The organism is Streptomyces luteireticuli (genome assembly GCF_041519305.1).
GTDB lineage: Bacteria > Actinomycetota > Actinomycetes > Streptomycetales > Streptomycetaceae > Streptomyces > Streptomyces luteireticuli.
The window spans coordinates 2,528,258-2,544,883 of the sequence record NZ_CP167927.1 but is presented as its reverse complement, the minus strand read 5'-3'; the positions used below and the strand labels follow the sequence as shown (position 1 = coordinate 2,544,883).

General features: G+C 73.0%; 13 protein-coding genes. 8 read left to right on the top strand and 5 right to left on the bottom strand.

Annotated features, from left to right (window positions below; translation table 11 throughout):
- Nucleotides 1–90: 90 nt before the first annotated feature.
- Nucleotides 91–960, bottom strand: coding sequence for a hypothetical protein (locus AB8735_RS10690; RefSeq protein WP_344024632.1), 870 nt, complete (start codon nt 958–960; stop codon nt 91–93).
- Nucleotides 961–1,164: 204 nt separating this feature from the next.
- On the opposite strand from AB8735_RS10690, the gene AB8735_RS10685 reads away from it, so the two are divergent.
- From AB8735_RS10685 to AB8735_RS10670, 4 genes are all read left to right on the top strand, one after another.
- Nucleotides 1,165–1,962 (top strand): trypsin-like serine protease, encoded by a 798-nt coding sequence (locus AB8735_RS10685; protein ID WP_372406859.1) that lies wholly within the window; start codon nt 1,165–1,167, stop codon nt 1,960–1,962.
- Between the two features lie 312 nt (nt 1,963–2,274).
- Nucleotides 2,275–2,820, top strand: coding sequence for a hypothetical protein (locus AB8735_RS10680; protein WP_372406858.1), 546 nt, complete (start codon nt 2,275–2,277; stop codon nt 2,818–2,820).
- 116 nt (nt 2,821–2,936) lie between these two features.
- Entirely contained in the window at nt 2,937–3,620 is a 684-nt protein-coding gene (locus tag AB8735_RS10675; protein WP_344024638.1) for a response regulator transcription factor, read from the top strand.
- A gap of 16 nt (nt 3,621–3,636) precedes the next feature.
- Complete coding sequence (locus tag AB8735_RS10670; protein WP_344024640.1) at nt 3,637–4,788, top strand: histidine kinase; 1,152 nt, start codon at nt 3,637–3,639, stop codon at nt 4,786–4,788.
- A gap of 61 nt (nt 4,789–4,849) precedes the next feature.
- Here the strand turns inward: AB8735_RS10670 and AB8735_RS10665 are convergent, their stop codons facing one another.
- The gene (locus AB8735_RS10665; protein ID WP_344024641.1) at nt 4,850–6,046 is read right to left on the bottom strand and encodes a multidrug effflux MFS transporter; all 1,197 of its coding nucleotides are present in this window, start codon (nt 6,044–6,046) and stop codon (nt 4,850–4,852) included.
- A 582-nt stretch (nt 6,047–6,628) separates the two neighbouring features.
- Nucleotides 6,629–8,383: a beta-galactosidase gene (locus AB8735_RS10660; protein ID WP_372406856.1), complete on the bottom strand. Its 1,755-nt coding sequence runs from the start codon at nt 8,381–8,383 to the stop codon at nt 6,629–6,631.
- A 169-nt stretch (nt 8,384–8,552) separates the two neighbouring features.
- Between AB8735_RS10660 and AB8735_RS10655 the strand changes: the two genes are divergently transcribed.
- Both AB8735_RS10655 and pepN read left to right on the top strand, forming a co-directional pair.
- The gene (locus AB8735_RS10655) at nt 8,553–8,861 is read left to right on the top strand and encodes a chorismate mutase (protein ID WP_344024644.1); all 309 of its coding nucleotides are present in this window, start codon (nt 8,553–8,555) and stop codon (nt 8,859–8,861) included.
- Nucleotides 8,862–8,981: 120 nt separating this feature from the next.
- Nucleotides 8,982–11,483 (top strand): aminopeptidase N, encoded by a 2,502-nt coding sequence (gene pepN, locus AB8735_RS10650; protein ID WP_372406855.1) that lies wholly within the window; start codon nt 8,982–8,984, stop codon nt 11,481–11,483.
- Nucleotides 11,484–11,613: 130 nt separating this feature from the next.
- Here the strand turns inward: pepN and AB8735_RS10645 are convergent, their stop codons facing one another.
- Nucleotides 11,614–12,168: a F0F1 ATP synthase subunit B gene (locus AB8735_RS10645; RefSeq protein WP_344024648.1), complete on the bottom strand. Its 555-nt coding sequence runs from the start codon at nt 12,166–12,168 to the stop codon at nt 11,614–11,616.
- Between the two features lie 272 nt (nt 12,169–12,440).
- Between AB8735_RS10645 and AB8735_RS10640 the strand changes: the two genes are divergently transcribed.
- Nucleotides 12,441–13,880 (top strand): SidA/IucD/PvdA family monooxygenase, encoded by a 1,440-nt coding sequence (locus AB8735_RS10640; protein ID WP_344024650.1) that lies wholly within the window; start codon nt 12,441–12,443, stop codon nt 13,878–13,880.
- Here the strand turns inward: AB8735_RS10640 and AB8735_RS10635 are convergent.
- Nucleotides 13,836–15,656, bottom strand: coding sequence for a bifunctional UDP-sugar hydrolase/5'-nucleotidase (locus tag AB8735_RS10635; protein WP_372406854.1), 1,821 nt, complete (start codon nt 15,654–15,656; stop codon nt 13,836–13,838). The two genes, AB8735_RS10640 and AB8735_RS10635, sit on opposite strands and share 45 nt — an antisense overlap.
- Nucleotides 15,657–15,880: 224 nt before the next feature.
- Here AB8735_RS10635 and AB8735_RS10630 point away from each other — a divergent pair, with 224 nt between their 5' ends.
- Nucleotides 15,881–16,576, top strand: coding sequence for an SIMPL domain-containing protein (locus AB8735_RS10630; protein WP_344024652.1), 696 nt, complete (start codon nt 15,881–15,883; stop codon nt 16,574–16,576).
- Nucleotides 16,577–16,626 lie beyond the last annotated feature (50 nt).

Sequence of the window (16,626 nt, the reverse complement as noted above, 5' to 3'; positions counted from 1 at the left end):
CCCGTCCGGCGTTTGAGGACACCCGCGCGGAGCGCAAAGAAACGGTGAAATGGGGGTGCCCCCTCTGGGGGAGGGCCAGGGGCAAACCCCCTACGTGTCGCACTCCGCGACACCCCCGCACACCCCACACCGCACCGTGACCCGCCCCCGGACCCCCACCCGGATCCGCTGCCAGCACGTCGGACAGGGAAAGCTGACCCGCAACGGATCGCCCTCGAAGGCGTATTCGTCCGGCAGGGACGACACCCCCGCCCGCCGGTCCCGCGCATACCGGTGCCGCACTGTCCGTCCCGCCCCCGCCAGCGGCGCCCGCCGGGAGTCCCGCCGCACCCGCTCCGCCCCGGCGGTGTACGCGTCGTACGCCTGCGGGCTGGTGAACCACACCGCGGGGTCCTCCCCGAACACCCGGGCCCGCAGGGCGAGGACGTAGCCGAACTCCTCCGGCGTGAGATAGCCGAGCTTCTGCGTGGTGAGCGCGTCCTCCCGGTACGCGTCGAGCAGCAGCCACCCCGCCCCGAGGTACGCGGCCACCGTGTCGGTGAGGATCTCGTTGTCGCGGGTGCCGGTGAAGGCGAGCCCCAGCCGGTGCAGGAAGACATGGGTGACCTCGTGGGCGAGGGCCGCCCCGATGTCCCGGCGGTGCTCCTTGAAGCGCGTGTTGAGCTCGACGAAGTACTCGGGCCCGGCGGCGAGTTCGACGCTGCCCGCGTGCCGCATCCCATGGAAGCTGACGATCATCCGCGCGTCCGGCAGCCGCAGGTGCCGCACGATCGCCCCGGCGACGCGCTGCACACCGAGATAGGGGTCCTCGTCGTCGGAGAACGCGACGTCCGACGGCGGGACGCTCAGGGCGAAGTCGCGCACGCCGTCGGCGGAGAGCCGCCGGTACAGCGCGGTGACCGCGGAGCGCACCGTCGCCAGGTGCGGGAACCCGTGCACGATCTCGACGTCCGTGCCCACCGGCCACCACCGCCCCGTTTCGGTCCCTCCCCACTCTACGGGCCCGGCGCTCCCGACCGAACGGTCCGTACGCACTGGCCGGAACCGTCCTTGCCGAGGGAACCGCGCGCTCCGATACTCGCACCGCACCCACCCGGGCTCAGCCATCGGAATGCTTGTCATGAGCCTGGCGAAAGTGTGCAACCTCCCACGAAAGGACGTCCCTTGCGCACCCACACCACGGCTCTGAAGAGATGCCTCGCGGTCGGCGCGGTGGCACTCGCGGCCTTCAGCCTCCAGCCCGGCGGCGCCCAGGCCGCCCCGGCGAAAGAACCCGGCCCCTTCGTGGTCGGCGGCGTCCGCGCCCAGCAGGGCGAGTTCCCCTGGATGGTCCGGCTCTCCATGGGCTGCGGCGGAGCCCTCTACACCCGGCAGATCGTCCTCACCGCCGCGCACTGCGTGAACGGCAGCGGCCCCAACACCTCGATCACCGCCACCGCCGGCGTCGTCGACCTGGAGTCCTCCCAGGCGGTCAAGGTCAACTCCACCCAGGTCCTCCAGGCCCCCGGCTACAACGGCTCCGGCAAGGACTGGGCGCTGATCAAGCTCGCCGAGCCGGTGAACCAGCCCACCCTCACCATCGCCGACACCACCGCCTACAACTCCGGCACCTTCACCGTCGCGGGCTGGGGCGCCGACAAGGAGGGCGGGGCGCAGCAGCGCTACCTCCTCAAGGCCGACGTGCCCTACGTGGACGACGCCACCTGCAACTCGGCGTACGGCGGCGGCACCATACCCGCCGAGGAGATATGCGCCGGCAAGCTCGACACCGGCGGGGTGGACACCTGCCAGGGCGACTCCGGCGGGCCGATGTTCCGCAAGGACGACTCCGGTTCCTGGATCCAGGTGGGCATCGTCAGCTGGGGCACGGGCTGCGCCCGGCCCGGCTACCCCGGCGTCTACACCAAGGTGAGCACCTTCGCCAAGGACATCGCGGCGGGCGCCGCGGGCCTGGGCGGATGACCGCCCGCTGAACCACCGGCCGGCCACCGGCCGATCGCCGTCCGGTGCCGCACCGGATCCCCGGCGGGGCTTCCGGCAGCCCCGCCGGGTGGCGGCCCGTCCGCGCGACCGCGGTAGGACGCGGACGGGCCGCCGTCATCCTTTCGGCGGAGGGAGCAATGGTCGGACAGTCGAAGTGTGCGCGGCGGGAAGACCCGTAACGTGATGCACAGGGCCGCGGCGGCCCCGGCGGCGAGGACGCCCTGAGGCCGCGGGCCCAGGAACAGCAGCATCGCGCCGCACCACCGGACGACCGACAGAAAGGCACCCGACGTGCCCGCCAGGACCCGCACCGCCGCCGTCACCCTCCTCGCCGCAGCGGGCGTGGTGCTCGCGCCGGTGACCGGCGCCTTCGCCGCGGAGGGCGGACACCGGGACCACCCGGGCGGCCACCGGCCCGGCATCCGCCACGAGCGCGTCCAGGAGCGCGTCCACGAGGTGCCCGTCACCCCCCTCCACCGCTCCGCCGTGCCGCACCTCCCCCAGGACCACCCGGCCGGTGTCACGGCACCGGACCGTCCGGCGAAGACCGTCCGTCAGCAGCCGTCCGTCACCCACGGGGAGCACCGCGGCGGCGTGTCGCGGCCGGCCGCTCCGGCGCGGTCCGCGAAGCACCCCGCCAAGCAGCCCGTCAGGCACCGCGAGGCGGCGAGCAACCCCGTACGGCGCATGGTCCAGGCCGGGCAGACGGTCAAGGGCCACCACGAGGTGGGCAAGCCGCTCGTCGCGGGCGCCGCCGCCCTGCTGGCCGTCGGCGGCGGCGCGTACGGCGTACGGCTCCTCGGGCGGCGCCGTGCCGCCGGGCGGGCGGACGGCTAGCGCTCCCGCCCGGGTCCTCGCCCGCGCCCTGCTGTTGCGGCACCGGGGCGCCCCCGGTGACATGGAGCCGGACCGTATCGACGCACCCGTACCGGCCACCCCGCGGAGGGGATGACATGGCGATCACCGTGGTCATCGCGGACGACCAGGAGATGGTCCGCACCGGCTTCCGGATGATCCTGGAGAGCCAGCCCGACATCGACGTCGTCGCCGACGTCGTGGACGGCGAGGCCGCGCTGGCCGCCGTCGAGGAGCACCGGCCCGACGTCCTGCTCCTGGACATCCGCATGCCCAAGCTCGACGGCCTGGAGGTCACCCGCCGGCTGTCCGCCCTCACCGCCGCCGAGCCGGAGCGCGCCGGCCGCCCCCGGATCGTCATCGTCACCACCTTCGACCTGGACGAGTACGTCCACTCGGCGCTGCGCAACGGCGCCTCCGGGTTCCTCCTGAAGGACGCCAGCCCCGCCATGCTCGTCGAGGCCGTGCACGCCGCCGCCGTCGGCGACTCCCTGATCTCGCCCGCCATCACCGTCCGGCTGCTGCGCGACCTGGCCCCGGCCGTCGGCGGCGGGGCCCCCGCCGTCAGGGCCCCCTCGGAACCGCTCACCGAGCGCGAGGCGGACGTCGTGCGCTGTCTGGCGCGCGGCGCCACCAACGCCGAGATCGCCGACGAACTGTTCGTCTCCCTGTCCACGGTCAAGACCCACCTGGCCAACGTGCAGATGAAGCTCGACGCCCGCAACCGCGTCGAGATCGCCGCCTGGGCCTGGGAGAGCGGACTGGCCACGAGCGGTTCGTGAGCGGACGGGGCGCCTCGTGAGCAGACGCGCAGGGTGGAGCCTCCGGCATCCCCGCCGTGCCGTCGCCGGCAAGGCCGCGTTCGCGGTCGCCCTGCTCGCGCTGGTCGGCTTCGAGGGGTTCGTCCTGGCCCGGCAGCCCAGCCCGCCGCACGCCATCGTGCTCGCCTCGGGCGTCGTGGTCTGCCTGTGCGCCGTGCCCTACGGCTGGATCCCGCTGGAGGCGCGGGCGTGCGTCGCCGTCGCCGTCTCCGGGACCACCTCCGCCGTCCTGATGGCCGGACGGCACCCCGGCCTCGTCTGGGGCATGGGGGAGGACGTCGCCCTGCTCGTCCTGCTGACGGGCGTCGTCCAGCGGTCCACCGCCCGGGTCGCCGCCGTCCTCGGACCGGCCCTCGCCCTGGCCGCCGTCGCCGCGCCGATGCGCGACCTCAGACCGGGGCGGTTCACCGTCGTGTTCGGCCTGCTGACCGCCGTCGTGGGCGGCTACTCGCTGCTGCTGCGCGGGCAGGGGGTGCAGCGGGTGCGGGACATGGCCGCGGTCCGCACCGCCGAACGCCTCGAACTCGCCCGCGAGCTGCACGACCTCGTCGCCCACCACATCACCGGCATCGCCGTGCAGGCCCAGGCCGCGCGCTTCACCTCCCTGGAGGGCGAGGCGGCCGGCCGGGCGTTCGCGCGCATCGAGAGCGCCGCGGGGGAGGCGCTCGGCGCCATGCGCCGCCTGGTCGGCGTGCTGCGCGAGGGCGCCGAGCCGGAGACGGAACCGGTCGCGGGCCTGCCCGAGGTCCGCGCCCTCACCGAGGACTTCGCCCGCAACGGCCCGCCCGTCGCCCTCTACATCGAGCAGGGCATGGAGACCTGGCTGCCCGGCGACGTCGCCGCCGCCGTCCACCGCGTCGTCCGCGAGGCGTTGACCAACATCCGCAAGCACGCCGCCGACGCCACCGCCGTGCGCATCGGCGTCCGCGGTGTCCCCGAGGGCGTCGAACTGCGCATCGCCGACGACGGCCGCCGCCCCGCCGGCCTCGCCGACCAGGCCCGCGGCGGCGGCTTCGGCCTGGTCGGCCTCGCGGAACGGGCCAAGGCCATGGGCGGACGGCTGCGGGCGGGTCCGGCGCCGGAGGGCGGGTGGCTGGTGACGGCGGTCTTCCCGGTCGAACGGCCTTAGGGGCGAGGTGTGTTGGGGCCGGGGTGCGTCGGGACCGGGGTGCGTTGGGGCCGGGCCGCCCTCAGGCGGTGGCCTCGCGGGGCGCTGCGCCTCCCCGGGCCAGGCGCAGCGTGCCGACGGAGAGGGCGGCGAAGACGGTCATGCAGACGAACATCGGGACGGCCGTGTCCTCGCCGCCCACGCCGACCAGGGGCGCGGCCACGGCGCTCAGCACGCTCTGCAGGGTGCCGAGCACCGCGGACCCGGTGCCGGCGGCCCGGGGAACGCGGCCGAGCGCGAGCGGGGCGGCGTTGATGGTCACCAGGCAGATGGCGACGAAGACCACGTAGAGCAGGCCGAGCGCGAGGGGGAGGCCGAGCATGTCCGTCACGGCGGCCGCGCACAGGGCCGCGGAGGACAGCAGCATCACGGTCACGCCGGTGCGCAGCATCGCCTCGGGGCGGAAGCGGCCGACGAGCTTGGTGATGACCGTGCTGGCCACGGTGGAGACGATGCCGACCGAGGCGAAGGCGGCGGACGTCTCCCCGAGGCCCAGGCCCAGGATGTTCTGCAGGAGGAAGGACGCTCCGCCGACGTAGCAGAACAGCACCGCGAGGGCGAAGCCGAAGGTGAGGGTGTAGCCGAGGTACGGCCGGTCGCCGAGGACCTCGCGGGCCGTCTTCAGAGTGGTGGCCAGACCGCCCTTGTGGCGCTCGGCGGCGGGCAGGCTCTCGGGGACGGCGAACACGGCGCCCAGCAGGGCGAGCAGCGAGGAGGCGGCGAGCACCCAGAAGACGCCGTGCCAGCCGGTGCCGGCGACGACGGCGCCGCCCGCGACGGGGGCGACGATCGGCGCGATGCCCATCAGGGTCATCAGGATGCCGAACATCCGGGCGGCGGTCTCGCCCTCGGCGACGTCGGAGATGACGGCCCGCCCGATCACGACGCCGGCCGCACCGCTGAAGCCCTGGACGAACCGCAGCACGACCAGCCAGCCGAGCGACGGGGCCAGGGCGCACAGCGCCGTGGCCGCCACACAGACGGTCCCGCCGACGAGCAGGGGGACGCGGCGGCCGAAGCGGTCCGACAGCGGGCCCAGGATCAGCTGGCCCAGGCCCATGCCCACCAGGAAGGAGGTCAGCGTCAGCTGGATCCCTGAGGCGTCGGTGTGCAGGTCGTCCGTCATCTGCGGGAACGCGGGCAGATACATGTCCGTGGCCAGCGGGGTGACGAATGCGAGCAGCACCAGGGCGGCTGTCAGTACGCGGGGGACACGCATCGGATAACTCCTGGGAAAGGCAAGGGTGATGACAGGGCGGGCGAGGAGCTGCATGAGGGCTGCGCGAGGGGCTGCGGGGTCTGCCTGCCGCAACATTCGGAATTCTGTGCTCCGCGCCGTCGGAAGAAGACCGTACGGGAAATGTGCGAGTAGGCGCAGGGGGCGGGAGACCGAATTCCCCCGGCCGTCCGACCTAGGGCGAAATAGGGGGAGTTCCCTCGAACGAAAGGACCGGAGTAGGGCTTTGGGCGGAGCGCCGGTCGCGGCCCGGTCGAAGGAATTCTCTATCGCGGCATGGAATTTATCAATTCAACGTTCCGGCGGGCGGATCCGCGGACGGGGGGCCGCCGCCCGGGACGTCGGTACGCGCGGGCCGCCGGTACGCGCGGGGGCCGACGCCGGAAGCCGGGGACGGGGGAGGTGCACGGAACGTGGAGACCCTGGGGAGAACCTCCCCCGTTTGGTTCCATCCGGACGGCTTCACGTCGCACGATCTAGGGAACAACCCTCCCAACGGGGTTCCGTCCGTCGGTCACCGTCATCGGCCGGTGACCAGCGGGACACGGACCCGGGGGACGCCCCTCAGCGGACGTTCCCGTCCAGTCGCGCCAATGGCTCGCCCGCCCGCTCCAACTCCAGTACCACCAGCTCGTTCCGCCCCTCGTGCAGCACCGGCCCGGGGACGTACAGCGTGTCCTGCGGTCCGGCCGACCAGTAACGCCCCGGACAGAAACCGTTGATCCAGACGAACCCCCTTTCCCAGCCCGGCAGTTCAAGAGCCGCGTCGCCCGGCTCCGGCACCCGGAAGGAACCGCGGTACAGGCCCGGCCCGTTCCCGACAGGGGCCCGCCAGGGCACCGCCGCGAGCGCACCGTCCCCCTCCAGCGCCGCCAGCCGCAGACCGCGCGCCCGGACCCCGTGCACATACGCGCCGCCGTGCGTGAGCCCGCCCGTGAGCCCCTTCGTCTCGCCCAGCCGCGGACCGTAGTTGACCCGGCCCAGCGACTCCACCCACAACTCCACCTCCCCCGGGCCCGCCACCTCGCCGACGAGCCCCTCCTCGGCATCCAGCACGGCCGCGCGCACCCCGTCCACATACGCCACCGCCCGGTCGCGCAGCCCCCGCACCCGCAACGGGCGCGGCCCGCGCGGGCCCGGCAGGGCGAAGCGGTAGCGGACCACGCCCCGGTCCACCCCGAGCTCCTCGAACGAGGGCGGCACCGGCCCCTCCGCCTCCGCCCCGCCCAGCACGTCCACCACCTCGCCCAGCGGCGCCCACCGGTCGAGGCGCACCCGCACCGGGGCGCCCAGGGCCGGGGGAGCGGGCGGCAGCGGGGGCGGCGGACCGGCCGCATAGCCGGCCAGCACGTCGCGGAAGGCGTGGAACTTGGCCGTGGGCCGCCCGTATTCGTCGATCGGCGCGTCGTAGTCGTACGAGGTCACCGTCGGCCGGAGCGCCCCGGCGTGCTCCTCGCCGGCCCGGTTGGCGCCCGACCAGCCGCCGAAGCTCGTCCCGCCGTGCGCCATGTAGACGTTCACCGAGGCCCCGCACTCCAGGACCTCGCGCAGCACCCCCGCCGCCTCGCCCGCGTCCCGCGCGGCCGCCTCGCCGCCCCAGTGCGAGAACCAGCCGCACCACAGCTCCATGCACATCAGCGGCCCGCGCGGCCGGTGGCGGCGCAGCGCGGCGAACGCCCCGCGCGCGTCCGAGCCGAAGTTCACCGTCGCGATCGTCCCCGGGACCGTCCCGCCCGTCAGCATGTGGTCCTCCGGCCCGTCGGAGGTCACCAGCGGGACGGTCACCCCCGATGCGCGCAGCCGCTGCACCAGGTGTCGCAGATAGGCGCGGTCGGAGCCGTACGAGCCGTACTCGTTCTCCACCTGGACCAGGACCACCGGGCCGCCGCGGTCCGCCTGCCGGGCCGCCACCTCGTCCGCCACGGCACCCAGCCAGCCGTCCGCGGCCCGCAGGAACTCCGGGTCGCGGGTGCGCACCCGGCGGCCCAGCCGGCCCGTCAGCCAGTGCGGCAGGCCCCCGTTCTCCCACTCCGCGCAGATGTACGGCCCCGGCCGCACGATCGCGTACAGCCCCGCCGCGGCCGCCGCGTCCAGGAACCGGCCCAGCTCGGCCAGGCCGCGCACCCCGCCCTCGTCGGGCTCGTGCCGGTTCCACGGCACATAGGTCTCCACGCAGTTGAGCCCCATCGCGCGCAGCATGCCCAGGCGGTGCGCCCAAAGGCCCTCGTGCACCCGGAAGTAGTGCAGGGCGCCCGACAGCAGCCGCACCCGGCGGCCGTCCATCCGGAACCCGTCGTCGTCGGCGGTGAACTGCGGCACGGACCCCACCCGCCCTCCCGGCGCGCGCCCGCGCGGCGCGGCCGCGGACATCGTCGCCCATCGCGGCCGCCGCCGTCACCGGTGCCTCCGGGCCCGCCACGGCCGCGCCCGCCCCGCCCACGGCCGCCCCGTCTGCGGGGGAGGCCGCTTGCGCATAGGCTCGGACACCATGAACGACAGCACCAACCCCGAGCCCGAGGCGCTCGCCGAGCTCTCCCGGCTGCGCGACAGCATCGACAACATCGACGCCGCCGTGATCCACATGCTCGCCGAGCGCTTCAAGTGCACCCAGCAGGTCGGCCACCTCAAGGCCGAGCACAAGATGCCGCCCGCGGACCCCTCGCGCGAGGCACGGCAGATCGCGCGGCTGCGGGATCTGGCGGAGAACGCGAAGCTCGACCCCGCGTTCGCGGAGAAGTTCCTGAACTTCATCATCGCCGAGGTGATCCGGCACCACGAGACGATCGCCCGGGCGTAGGGGGGCTCCCCCGGAGCGGGACCGGTCCCGGGATGGGGGCACCCTCCGGGAGAGGCGGAAGGACGGGCCGGGGGCAAACCCCCTTGCCATGCCGCACCCACGGTGCGGCAGCATGCACCCATGCCCGTCCTCACCCACGCCGAAGCGCAGGCCAGAGCCGCCCTCCTCGACGTCCACCGCTACACGATCGACCTCGACCTCACCCGCGGCGAGGAACACTTCCGCTCCACCACCGTCATCCGCTTCACCGCCCGCGAGCCGGGCGGCACCTTCGCCGAGGTCCGCCCCCGGACCCTGCTGGCCGCCGCCCTCGACGGGCACCCGCTCGACGTCACCGCCCTCGACGACAACCGGCTCCCCCTCCCCGCGCTCACCCCCGGCGAGCACGAACTGCGCGTCGAGGCCGACATGGCCTACTCCCGCACCGGCGAGGGCATGCACCGCTTCACCGACCCGGCCGACGGCGAGACATACCTCTACACCCAGCTCTTCCTGGACGACGTCCAGCGGGTCTTCGCCGCCTTCGACCAGCCCGACCTCAAGGCCGAGTTCACCGCGACCGTCACCGCGCCCCCCGGCTGGACCGTACTCGGCAACACCGTCGCCACCCCCGTCGGACCGCCTGCCGAGGGCCGCTGGCACCTGCCCGTGACGCCGCCCCTGAGCACCTACTTCGTCGCCTTCGCCGCCGGCCCCTGGCACACCGTGCGCACCGAACACGCCGGACTGCCCTTCGCCCTGCACTGCCGGCGCTCCCTCGCGCCCCACCTGGACACCGACGCGGACGACCTCTTCGACATCACCCGCCGCTGCTTCGACCGCTTCCACGAAATCTTCGACGAGCCCTACCCCTTCGACTCCTACGACCAGGCATTCGTCCCCGAATTCAACTTCGGCGCCATGGAGAACCCCGGACTGGTCACCTTTCGCGACGAGTTGGTCTTCCGCTCCGCCGCCACCGACACCGAACGCCACAACCGAGCCCTCACCATGGCCCACGAAATGGCCCATATGTGGTTCGGCAACCTCGTCACCCTCCGGTGGTGGGACGACATCTGGCTCAACGAGTCCTTCGCCGAATACATGGGATACCAAGTCCTCACCGACGCCACCCGCTTCGAGGACTCCTGGACCGAATTCGGCATCGGCCGCAAGGCATGGGGCTACGAGGCCGACCAGCGCGTCACCACCCACCCCGTGGCCCCCGCACCCGGCGCCGTCCGCGACACCGGCACCGCCCTGCTCAACTTCGACGGCATCTCCTACGCCAAGGGCGCCAGCGCCCTGCGCCAACTCGTCGCCTGGCTCGGCGAGAAGGACTTCCTCGCCGGCATCAACGACCACTTCGCCCGGCACCGCTTCGGCAACGCCGACCTCGACGACTTCATCGACTCCCTCGCCCGCGCCTCCGGCCGTGACGTCCGCGCCTGGGCCGACCACTGGCTGCGCACCACCGGCGTCGACACCCTCACCCCCCGCGCCGGGACCACCGCGGACGGCCGCTGGCGGCTGACCGTCGACCAGGAGGGCTCCCGCCCCCACCGCCTCGCCGTCGGCCTCTACGACCCCGACCCCGCCGCACCCCACCGGCTCGTCCTCCGCGACCGCCCCACCGCCGAGATCCCCGGCGAACCGCTCACCGGCCCCGGACCGCGCCCCGCCCTCGTCCTCCTCAACGACGGCGACCTCACCTACGCCAAGATCCGTCTCGACCCCGCCTCCCGCGACACGGCGGTCCGCGCCCTCTCCGGCATCCCCGACCCGCTCTCCCGCGCCGTGGTCTGGAACGCCGTCCGCGACATGGTCCGCGACGGCGAACTCGCCCCCGCCGCCCACCTGGAGACCACCCGCGCCCACCTCCCGCACGAACGGGACAACGCCGTCGTCCAGGGCGTCCTCACCTTCGCCCGGACCCAGATCGCCGACCTCTACCTCCCCGCCGAGGAGCGCGACGCCGCCCTCGCCACCCTCCGCGCAACCTGCCACGACCTCCTGCGCCGCACCGAGGACGGCACCGCCCCCGGACCGCGCCTCACCGCCGTGCGCACCCTCATCGACAGCACCACCGACCCCGCGCCCCTGCACGACTGGCTCCGCGCCGGCACCGTCCCCGGCGGCCCCGCCCTCGACCCCGGACTGCGCTGGCGGATCCTGGCCCGCCTCGCCGTCCTCGGCGCCACCGCGCCCGCGGACATCGACGCCGCGCTCGCCGCCGACCCCAGCGCCACCGGACAGGAGGGCGCCGCACGCTGCCGCGCCGCCCTCCCGGACGCCGCCGCCAAGGAGACCGCCTGGCGGGCCCTGTACGAGGACGACGCCCTCTCCGCCTACCTGTGGACCGCCACCGCCCAGGGCTTCTGGCAGTCCGAACAGCGCGACCTCGTCCTCCCCTACCGCGACCGCTACTACCCGGCCGTCACGGCGCTCGCCGCCCGGCGCGGCACCGCCCTCGCCAACTCCGCGGGCAACCACGGCTTCCCCCGCCCCCTCGTGGACCACGAGACCCTGCGCCTCGGCGAGCGCTGCCTGGCGGGCACCGAGCCCACCCCCGCACTGCGCCGTCAGCTCACGGACCGGCTCGACGACCTCCGCCGGGCTCTGGCGATCCGCTACGGAGAGTAAACACCCGCCCACTGACAACGGCGTCCCGGAACCGGGACGCCGCAGGTCGGAGGCGGAACGAGGCACATGACAAAGGCGCCCGCACCCCGGACGGGGTGCGGGCGCCAGGCCCGAAAAACGCTGCCGGTCGTCAGCCGCGCTTGTCCTCGACGGCGTCCGCCGGCTGCGCCGTGCGGAGCTCCTCGAGGAAGCGGTCCACGATGCCGCTCTGCTGTGCGTAGTCCTCGACCGACTCGCCGACGATCTTGCCCGCCAGCTCCGTGGCCAGCACGCCGACCTGCTCGCGCAGCTGGGCCTCGGCCACCGCGCGCTCCGCGTCGATCATGGCGTGACCGGCCGAGACGATCTCGTCGCGCTGGCGCTGGCCCTCGGCCCGCAGCTCGGCGATGATCGCGTTGCCCTGCTCCACCGCCTCCTGGCGCAGCCGCGCGGCCTCGTGCCGGGCCTCCGCGAGCAGCTCCTGGTACTCGGCGTGGACCCGCTCCGCCTCGGAACGCGTCTCCTCGGCCTCGCCGAAGCGCCCCTCGGTGGCCTGCTCGCGCTCGGCGAGGACCTTGTTGATCCGGGGCAGGATCCCCTTCGCGATCACCGCGAAGACGAGGAAGAAGAGCACCAGCCCCAGGACGAGCGGGGCGAGATCGGGCTTGAGCGGTCCGATGTCGATAGCGAGGTTCATCATGGCCATGGGGTGCAGGGTAGTCGAAGCCGCTCCCGCGCCGCGCCCCGCACCCCGCCGCGGCACCGTGCGCCCCCCGTCGCACCCGTCCTCGCCCGTGAACCTGGGCAGTACCACCATCGAGGGAAACATCCCCCACAAGGCGTCACCGATCGGGTACAGCCGGTAGCTTGAACCGGCCTTGAGCCGCCCGACCAAGGCCCTGGGCCGCTCAACAGAAGGGGCACGGCCGGAATTTGAGGCCGAGCCCACCGCCGACCACGGGAAGGCCGCACTCCCGCATGACCAACCCCCCGTCCCCCGACCACACTCCCGACGCGCCCCTGGATCTCGCGGGCATCGGAATCGGCCCCTTCAACCTCTCGCTCGCCGCCCTCGCCCACCCCGTCCCGGACCTCAGGGCCGCCTTCTATGACGAGAATCACACCTTCCGCTGGCACCCCGGACTGCTCATCGACGGCACCCGCATCCAGGTTCCCTTCCTCGCCGACCTCGTCAGCCTCGCCGACCCCACCAGCCCCTGGAGCTTCCTGAACTACCTCAAGACCCGCGAACGCCTCTACCCCTTCTACTTCGCCGGGCGCACCCACATCCAGCGCGCCGAATACGACGCCTACTGCCGCTGGGCCAGCGAACACCTCACCGGACTCCACTTCGGCCACCACATCGACGCCGTCCGCTGGAACCCCGAACGCGTCCTCTTCGAGATCGACTACACCCAGCTCGACCCCGACGGCGAGGCCGAAGCCCTCGGCCGCACCTACGCCCGCAACGTCGTCCTCGGCATCGGCACCACCCCCGACGTCCCCGAGCCCCTGCGCCCCCTCGCCGAAGCCCACGGCGTCCCCGTCCACCACTCCGCCGACTACCTCGACCACCGCGCCGAGCTGCTCGCCGCCGACCACGTCACCGTCGTCGGCGCGGGCCAGTCCGGCGCCGAGATCTTCCTCGACCTCCTCCGCAACCGCCCCGCCGGACGCGAACGCCTCCACTGGCTCGCCCGCACCCCCGCCTTCGCCCCCGCCGAGAACAGCCGCCTCGGCCTGGAGCACTTCACCCCCGACTACAGCCAGTACTTCCACACCCTCCCCGAACCCGTCCGCGACCAGGCCCTGCCCCAGCAGTGGCAGCTCCACGGCGGCATCGACCCCGCCACCCTCACCGCCATCCACGACGAGCTCTACCGCCGCAGCCTCCACGGCGGCTGGCCCGACACCACCCTCACCCCCGGCGTCTTCGTCCGCACCGCAGGGCGCGTCGGCACCACCCGTGTCGAGCTCCACCTCGAACACCCCGAGCAGGGCACCCGCTCCCGCCTCACCACCGACGCCGTCGTCCTCGCCACCGGCTACCGCGAACGCCGCGTCGACCGGCTCCTCGCCGCCCTCGACCCCTACATCCGCCGCGACTCCGCCGGCCGCGCCCGCGTCGACGGCCACCACCGCCTCGTCCTCGACCCCCTCGTCAAGGGCTCCATCCACGTCCAGAACGCCGAGACCCACACCCACGGCATCGGCAGCTCCGACCTGGGCCTCGCCGCCTGGCGCAGCGCCACCATCCTCAACGCCATCACCGGCACCACCCACTACCCCCTCCCCGAACGCACCGCCTTCACCACGTTCGGGCTGGAGCCGCGACCCACGTCACGGCCCCGCACACCCGCCCCGGTCACCGACTCAAAAAACCGGCGCACCATCCCGCGTCAACTTCCAGTCCACTGACGAGAACCGCGCCACATCGATCACCTTCTGCGCCCTCACCCAGCCTATGATCGTGTTGCGGATCTCCTCCGAATTCGCCCATACCTGCCTGGCCTTGGCCACGTGCGGGAAGTTGCCGCCCCCGCTCGCCCGGTAGTTGTTCACCGCCAGCACGAACTGCGCGGAATCCTCCAGCGGCTTCCCGTCGAACAGCAGCTTCCCGATCCGCGCACCCGGCGCCTTCGCCACATCGATCTCATAGGAGAGACCGCTCACCGCGTCATAGTTGTAGTCCGGAATGTTCTCGGCATTGGTCAGCTTCGCCGGATCCACCGGCCCACCCGCCGGCGTCCGCACGTAATACCGGGCCGAGAACTCCAGATACTCCCGCAGCTGCGCACCGGTCAGCAGCCGTGCCTCCAAGGTGTTCTCGAACGGATACAGCCCCGCCACCTGCCGGACCGACACCTCGCCCGCCGGCACCGCCGCCGTCCGCGAGAAGCACGACGCCTGCGACAGCACCGGCAGCGAGGCGTACGCCGTGCCCTTCAACGCCGCCCGCACCGTCTCCGCCTGCACATGGTTGATGAAGTCGATGACCGGCGTGTCCTTGAACGGAGCCTCCGCGGCGCTCATCGCCGCCGTGGACGTCCCGATCCGCTGATTGACGTACGCCACCACCTTCTTGTGCTGACCCCGCACCAGACGTGTGACCGCGGGATCCTCCTCCGCCTCGTTGGAGTTCAGCACCTTCGACGCCACCGACTCCACACGCCAGCCGCCCCGCTCCCACACCAGATCGAAGTCGAACAGCGTGAGCCGCTGCCCCCACTTGAGCGGCTCCGACAGCACCACCGGCCGGCCCGTCTCCTTGTTCACCACCCGGTACTCGGGAACCTCCACATGCGCGTGCCCCACCAGAATCGCGTCGATCCCCGGCACCCGCTCCGCCACCAACGCCGCCGCGTTCTCCACATACGGCAGCGCATCCCCGTACGACGACGTCCCGCTCATGCCCGAGTGCGCCGAGACGAGCACCACGTCCGCACCCATCGACCGCAGCCGCGGCACCCACTTCGCCGCCTGCTCCTCCAGCCCCGGGAAGACCATCTTCCCCTGCACATTCGCCTTGTCCCAGATCGCGATCCCCGGATTCGTCAACCCCAGCACCGCCACCCGCACGTCCCGCCCGTGCGGCGTCCGCATCCGCTTGATGACGTAGGGCTGGAACGCCGGCCGCATCGTCTTCGCATCCAGCGCATTCGCGCCCAGCAACGGGAAGTCGCACTGCCGCTCGAACTTCCGCAGCACCGGAATCCCGTAATTGAACTCGTGATTCCCCAGCGCCGCCGCGTCGTAGCCCATCGCGTTCATCGCCAGCGCCATCGGGTGCACCGGCCCGTGCGCCTTTGTGATCGGCTCCACCCGCGCGTAGTAGTACGCCAACTGCGTGCCCTGGATGGTGTCACCCGCGTCGATCAGCAGGGTGTTCCGCCGCCCCTTCTCCGCGCGGACCCGGCGCACCAGCGTGGAGATCTTCGCCAGGCCCACGTCGTTGTGCGCCTTGTCGTCGAACTCCGCGTCCGTGAAGTAGTCCCAGTTGAAGACGTTCCCGTGCAGGTCCGTGGTGCCCATCACGGTGAACGAGTACCGCTTCGTCCGGCCGTGACCGTGCCCCTGACCGGACCGCTCCGGCGAGGACGCCACCGCGGGCACGGCCCCCACCGCCCCCGTCAGAGCCACCCCGGCACCCGTGGCGGCCGTGCGGCCCAGAAAACCCCTGCGGTCGATCGGCATCGAACTCCCCATCCCTTGGACCATCCTTGGACCATCTCTGGCCGGACACCCCACGGTGCCCACACATCCGAACACGACACCGGAGGGCGACGACCCACGTCACCCTCCGGTACAACGCGCGTAGATTCTGACCTCCCCGGCCACCCCCTCACCACCCTCCCAAGGTTGCGATCCGATGACTCCCGCCGGTCCCCAGAGCCAACGACGACTGGGACGCTTGCCCCATGACCGCACCCGAGCCGTTGCCCTACGGAACGCCCGACATCCCCCGCGTCGCCGTCCGCGGCGAGGCCCACCTCGAAGTCGACCCCGAAATCGCCCGACTCGGTATCACCGTCAGCGCCCGGGGAACCGACCGTCACAAGACCCTCGACGACCTCACCCGCCGCAACAACCACATCATCGATCTCCTCAAAACCCATGGCGACGCCGTCGAGAAAATCGAGACCGGCGCCGTCACCATCACCCCCCAGCTCAACGACAAAGGACGCCACGAACGCATCCGCGCCTACCGCGGACACGTCCACCTCACCGCCACCCTCGGCGACTTCACCGTCCTCGGCGAACTCACCACCCGCCTCGCCGACCTCGACCTCACCCGCCTCGACGGACCCTGGTGGGACCTCCGCACCGACTCGCCCGCCCACCGCGAAGCCCGCCGCCAGGCCGTCCACGACGCCGTCCAGCGCGCCCGCGAGTACGCCGAGGCACTCGGCTCCCGGCTCGTCGCCCTCGTCGAACTCGCCGACACCGGAGCCGAACACGCCGTCGCCGGCGGCCCCGTGCCCCGCCCCGTCGGCGCCATGCGCTCCGCCGGCTACGGCGGCGCCGCGCCCGCCGCCCTCGACCTCGAACCCCAGCGCCAGACCGTCTACGCCCAGGTCAATGCACGGTTGACGATGACCCCGCCGGTGCTCTGACACCCCCGCGCGAGGGGTGCTCCACCGCTCATCGGAGCACCCCCGCGCAC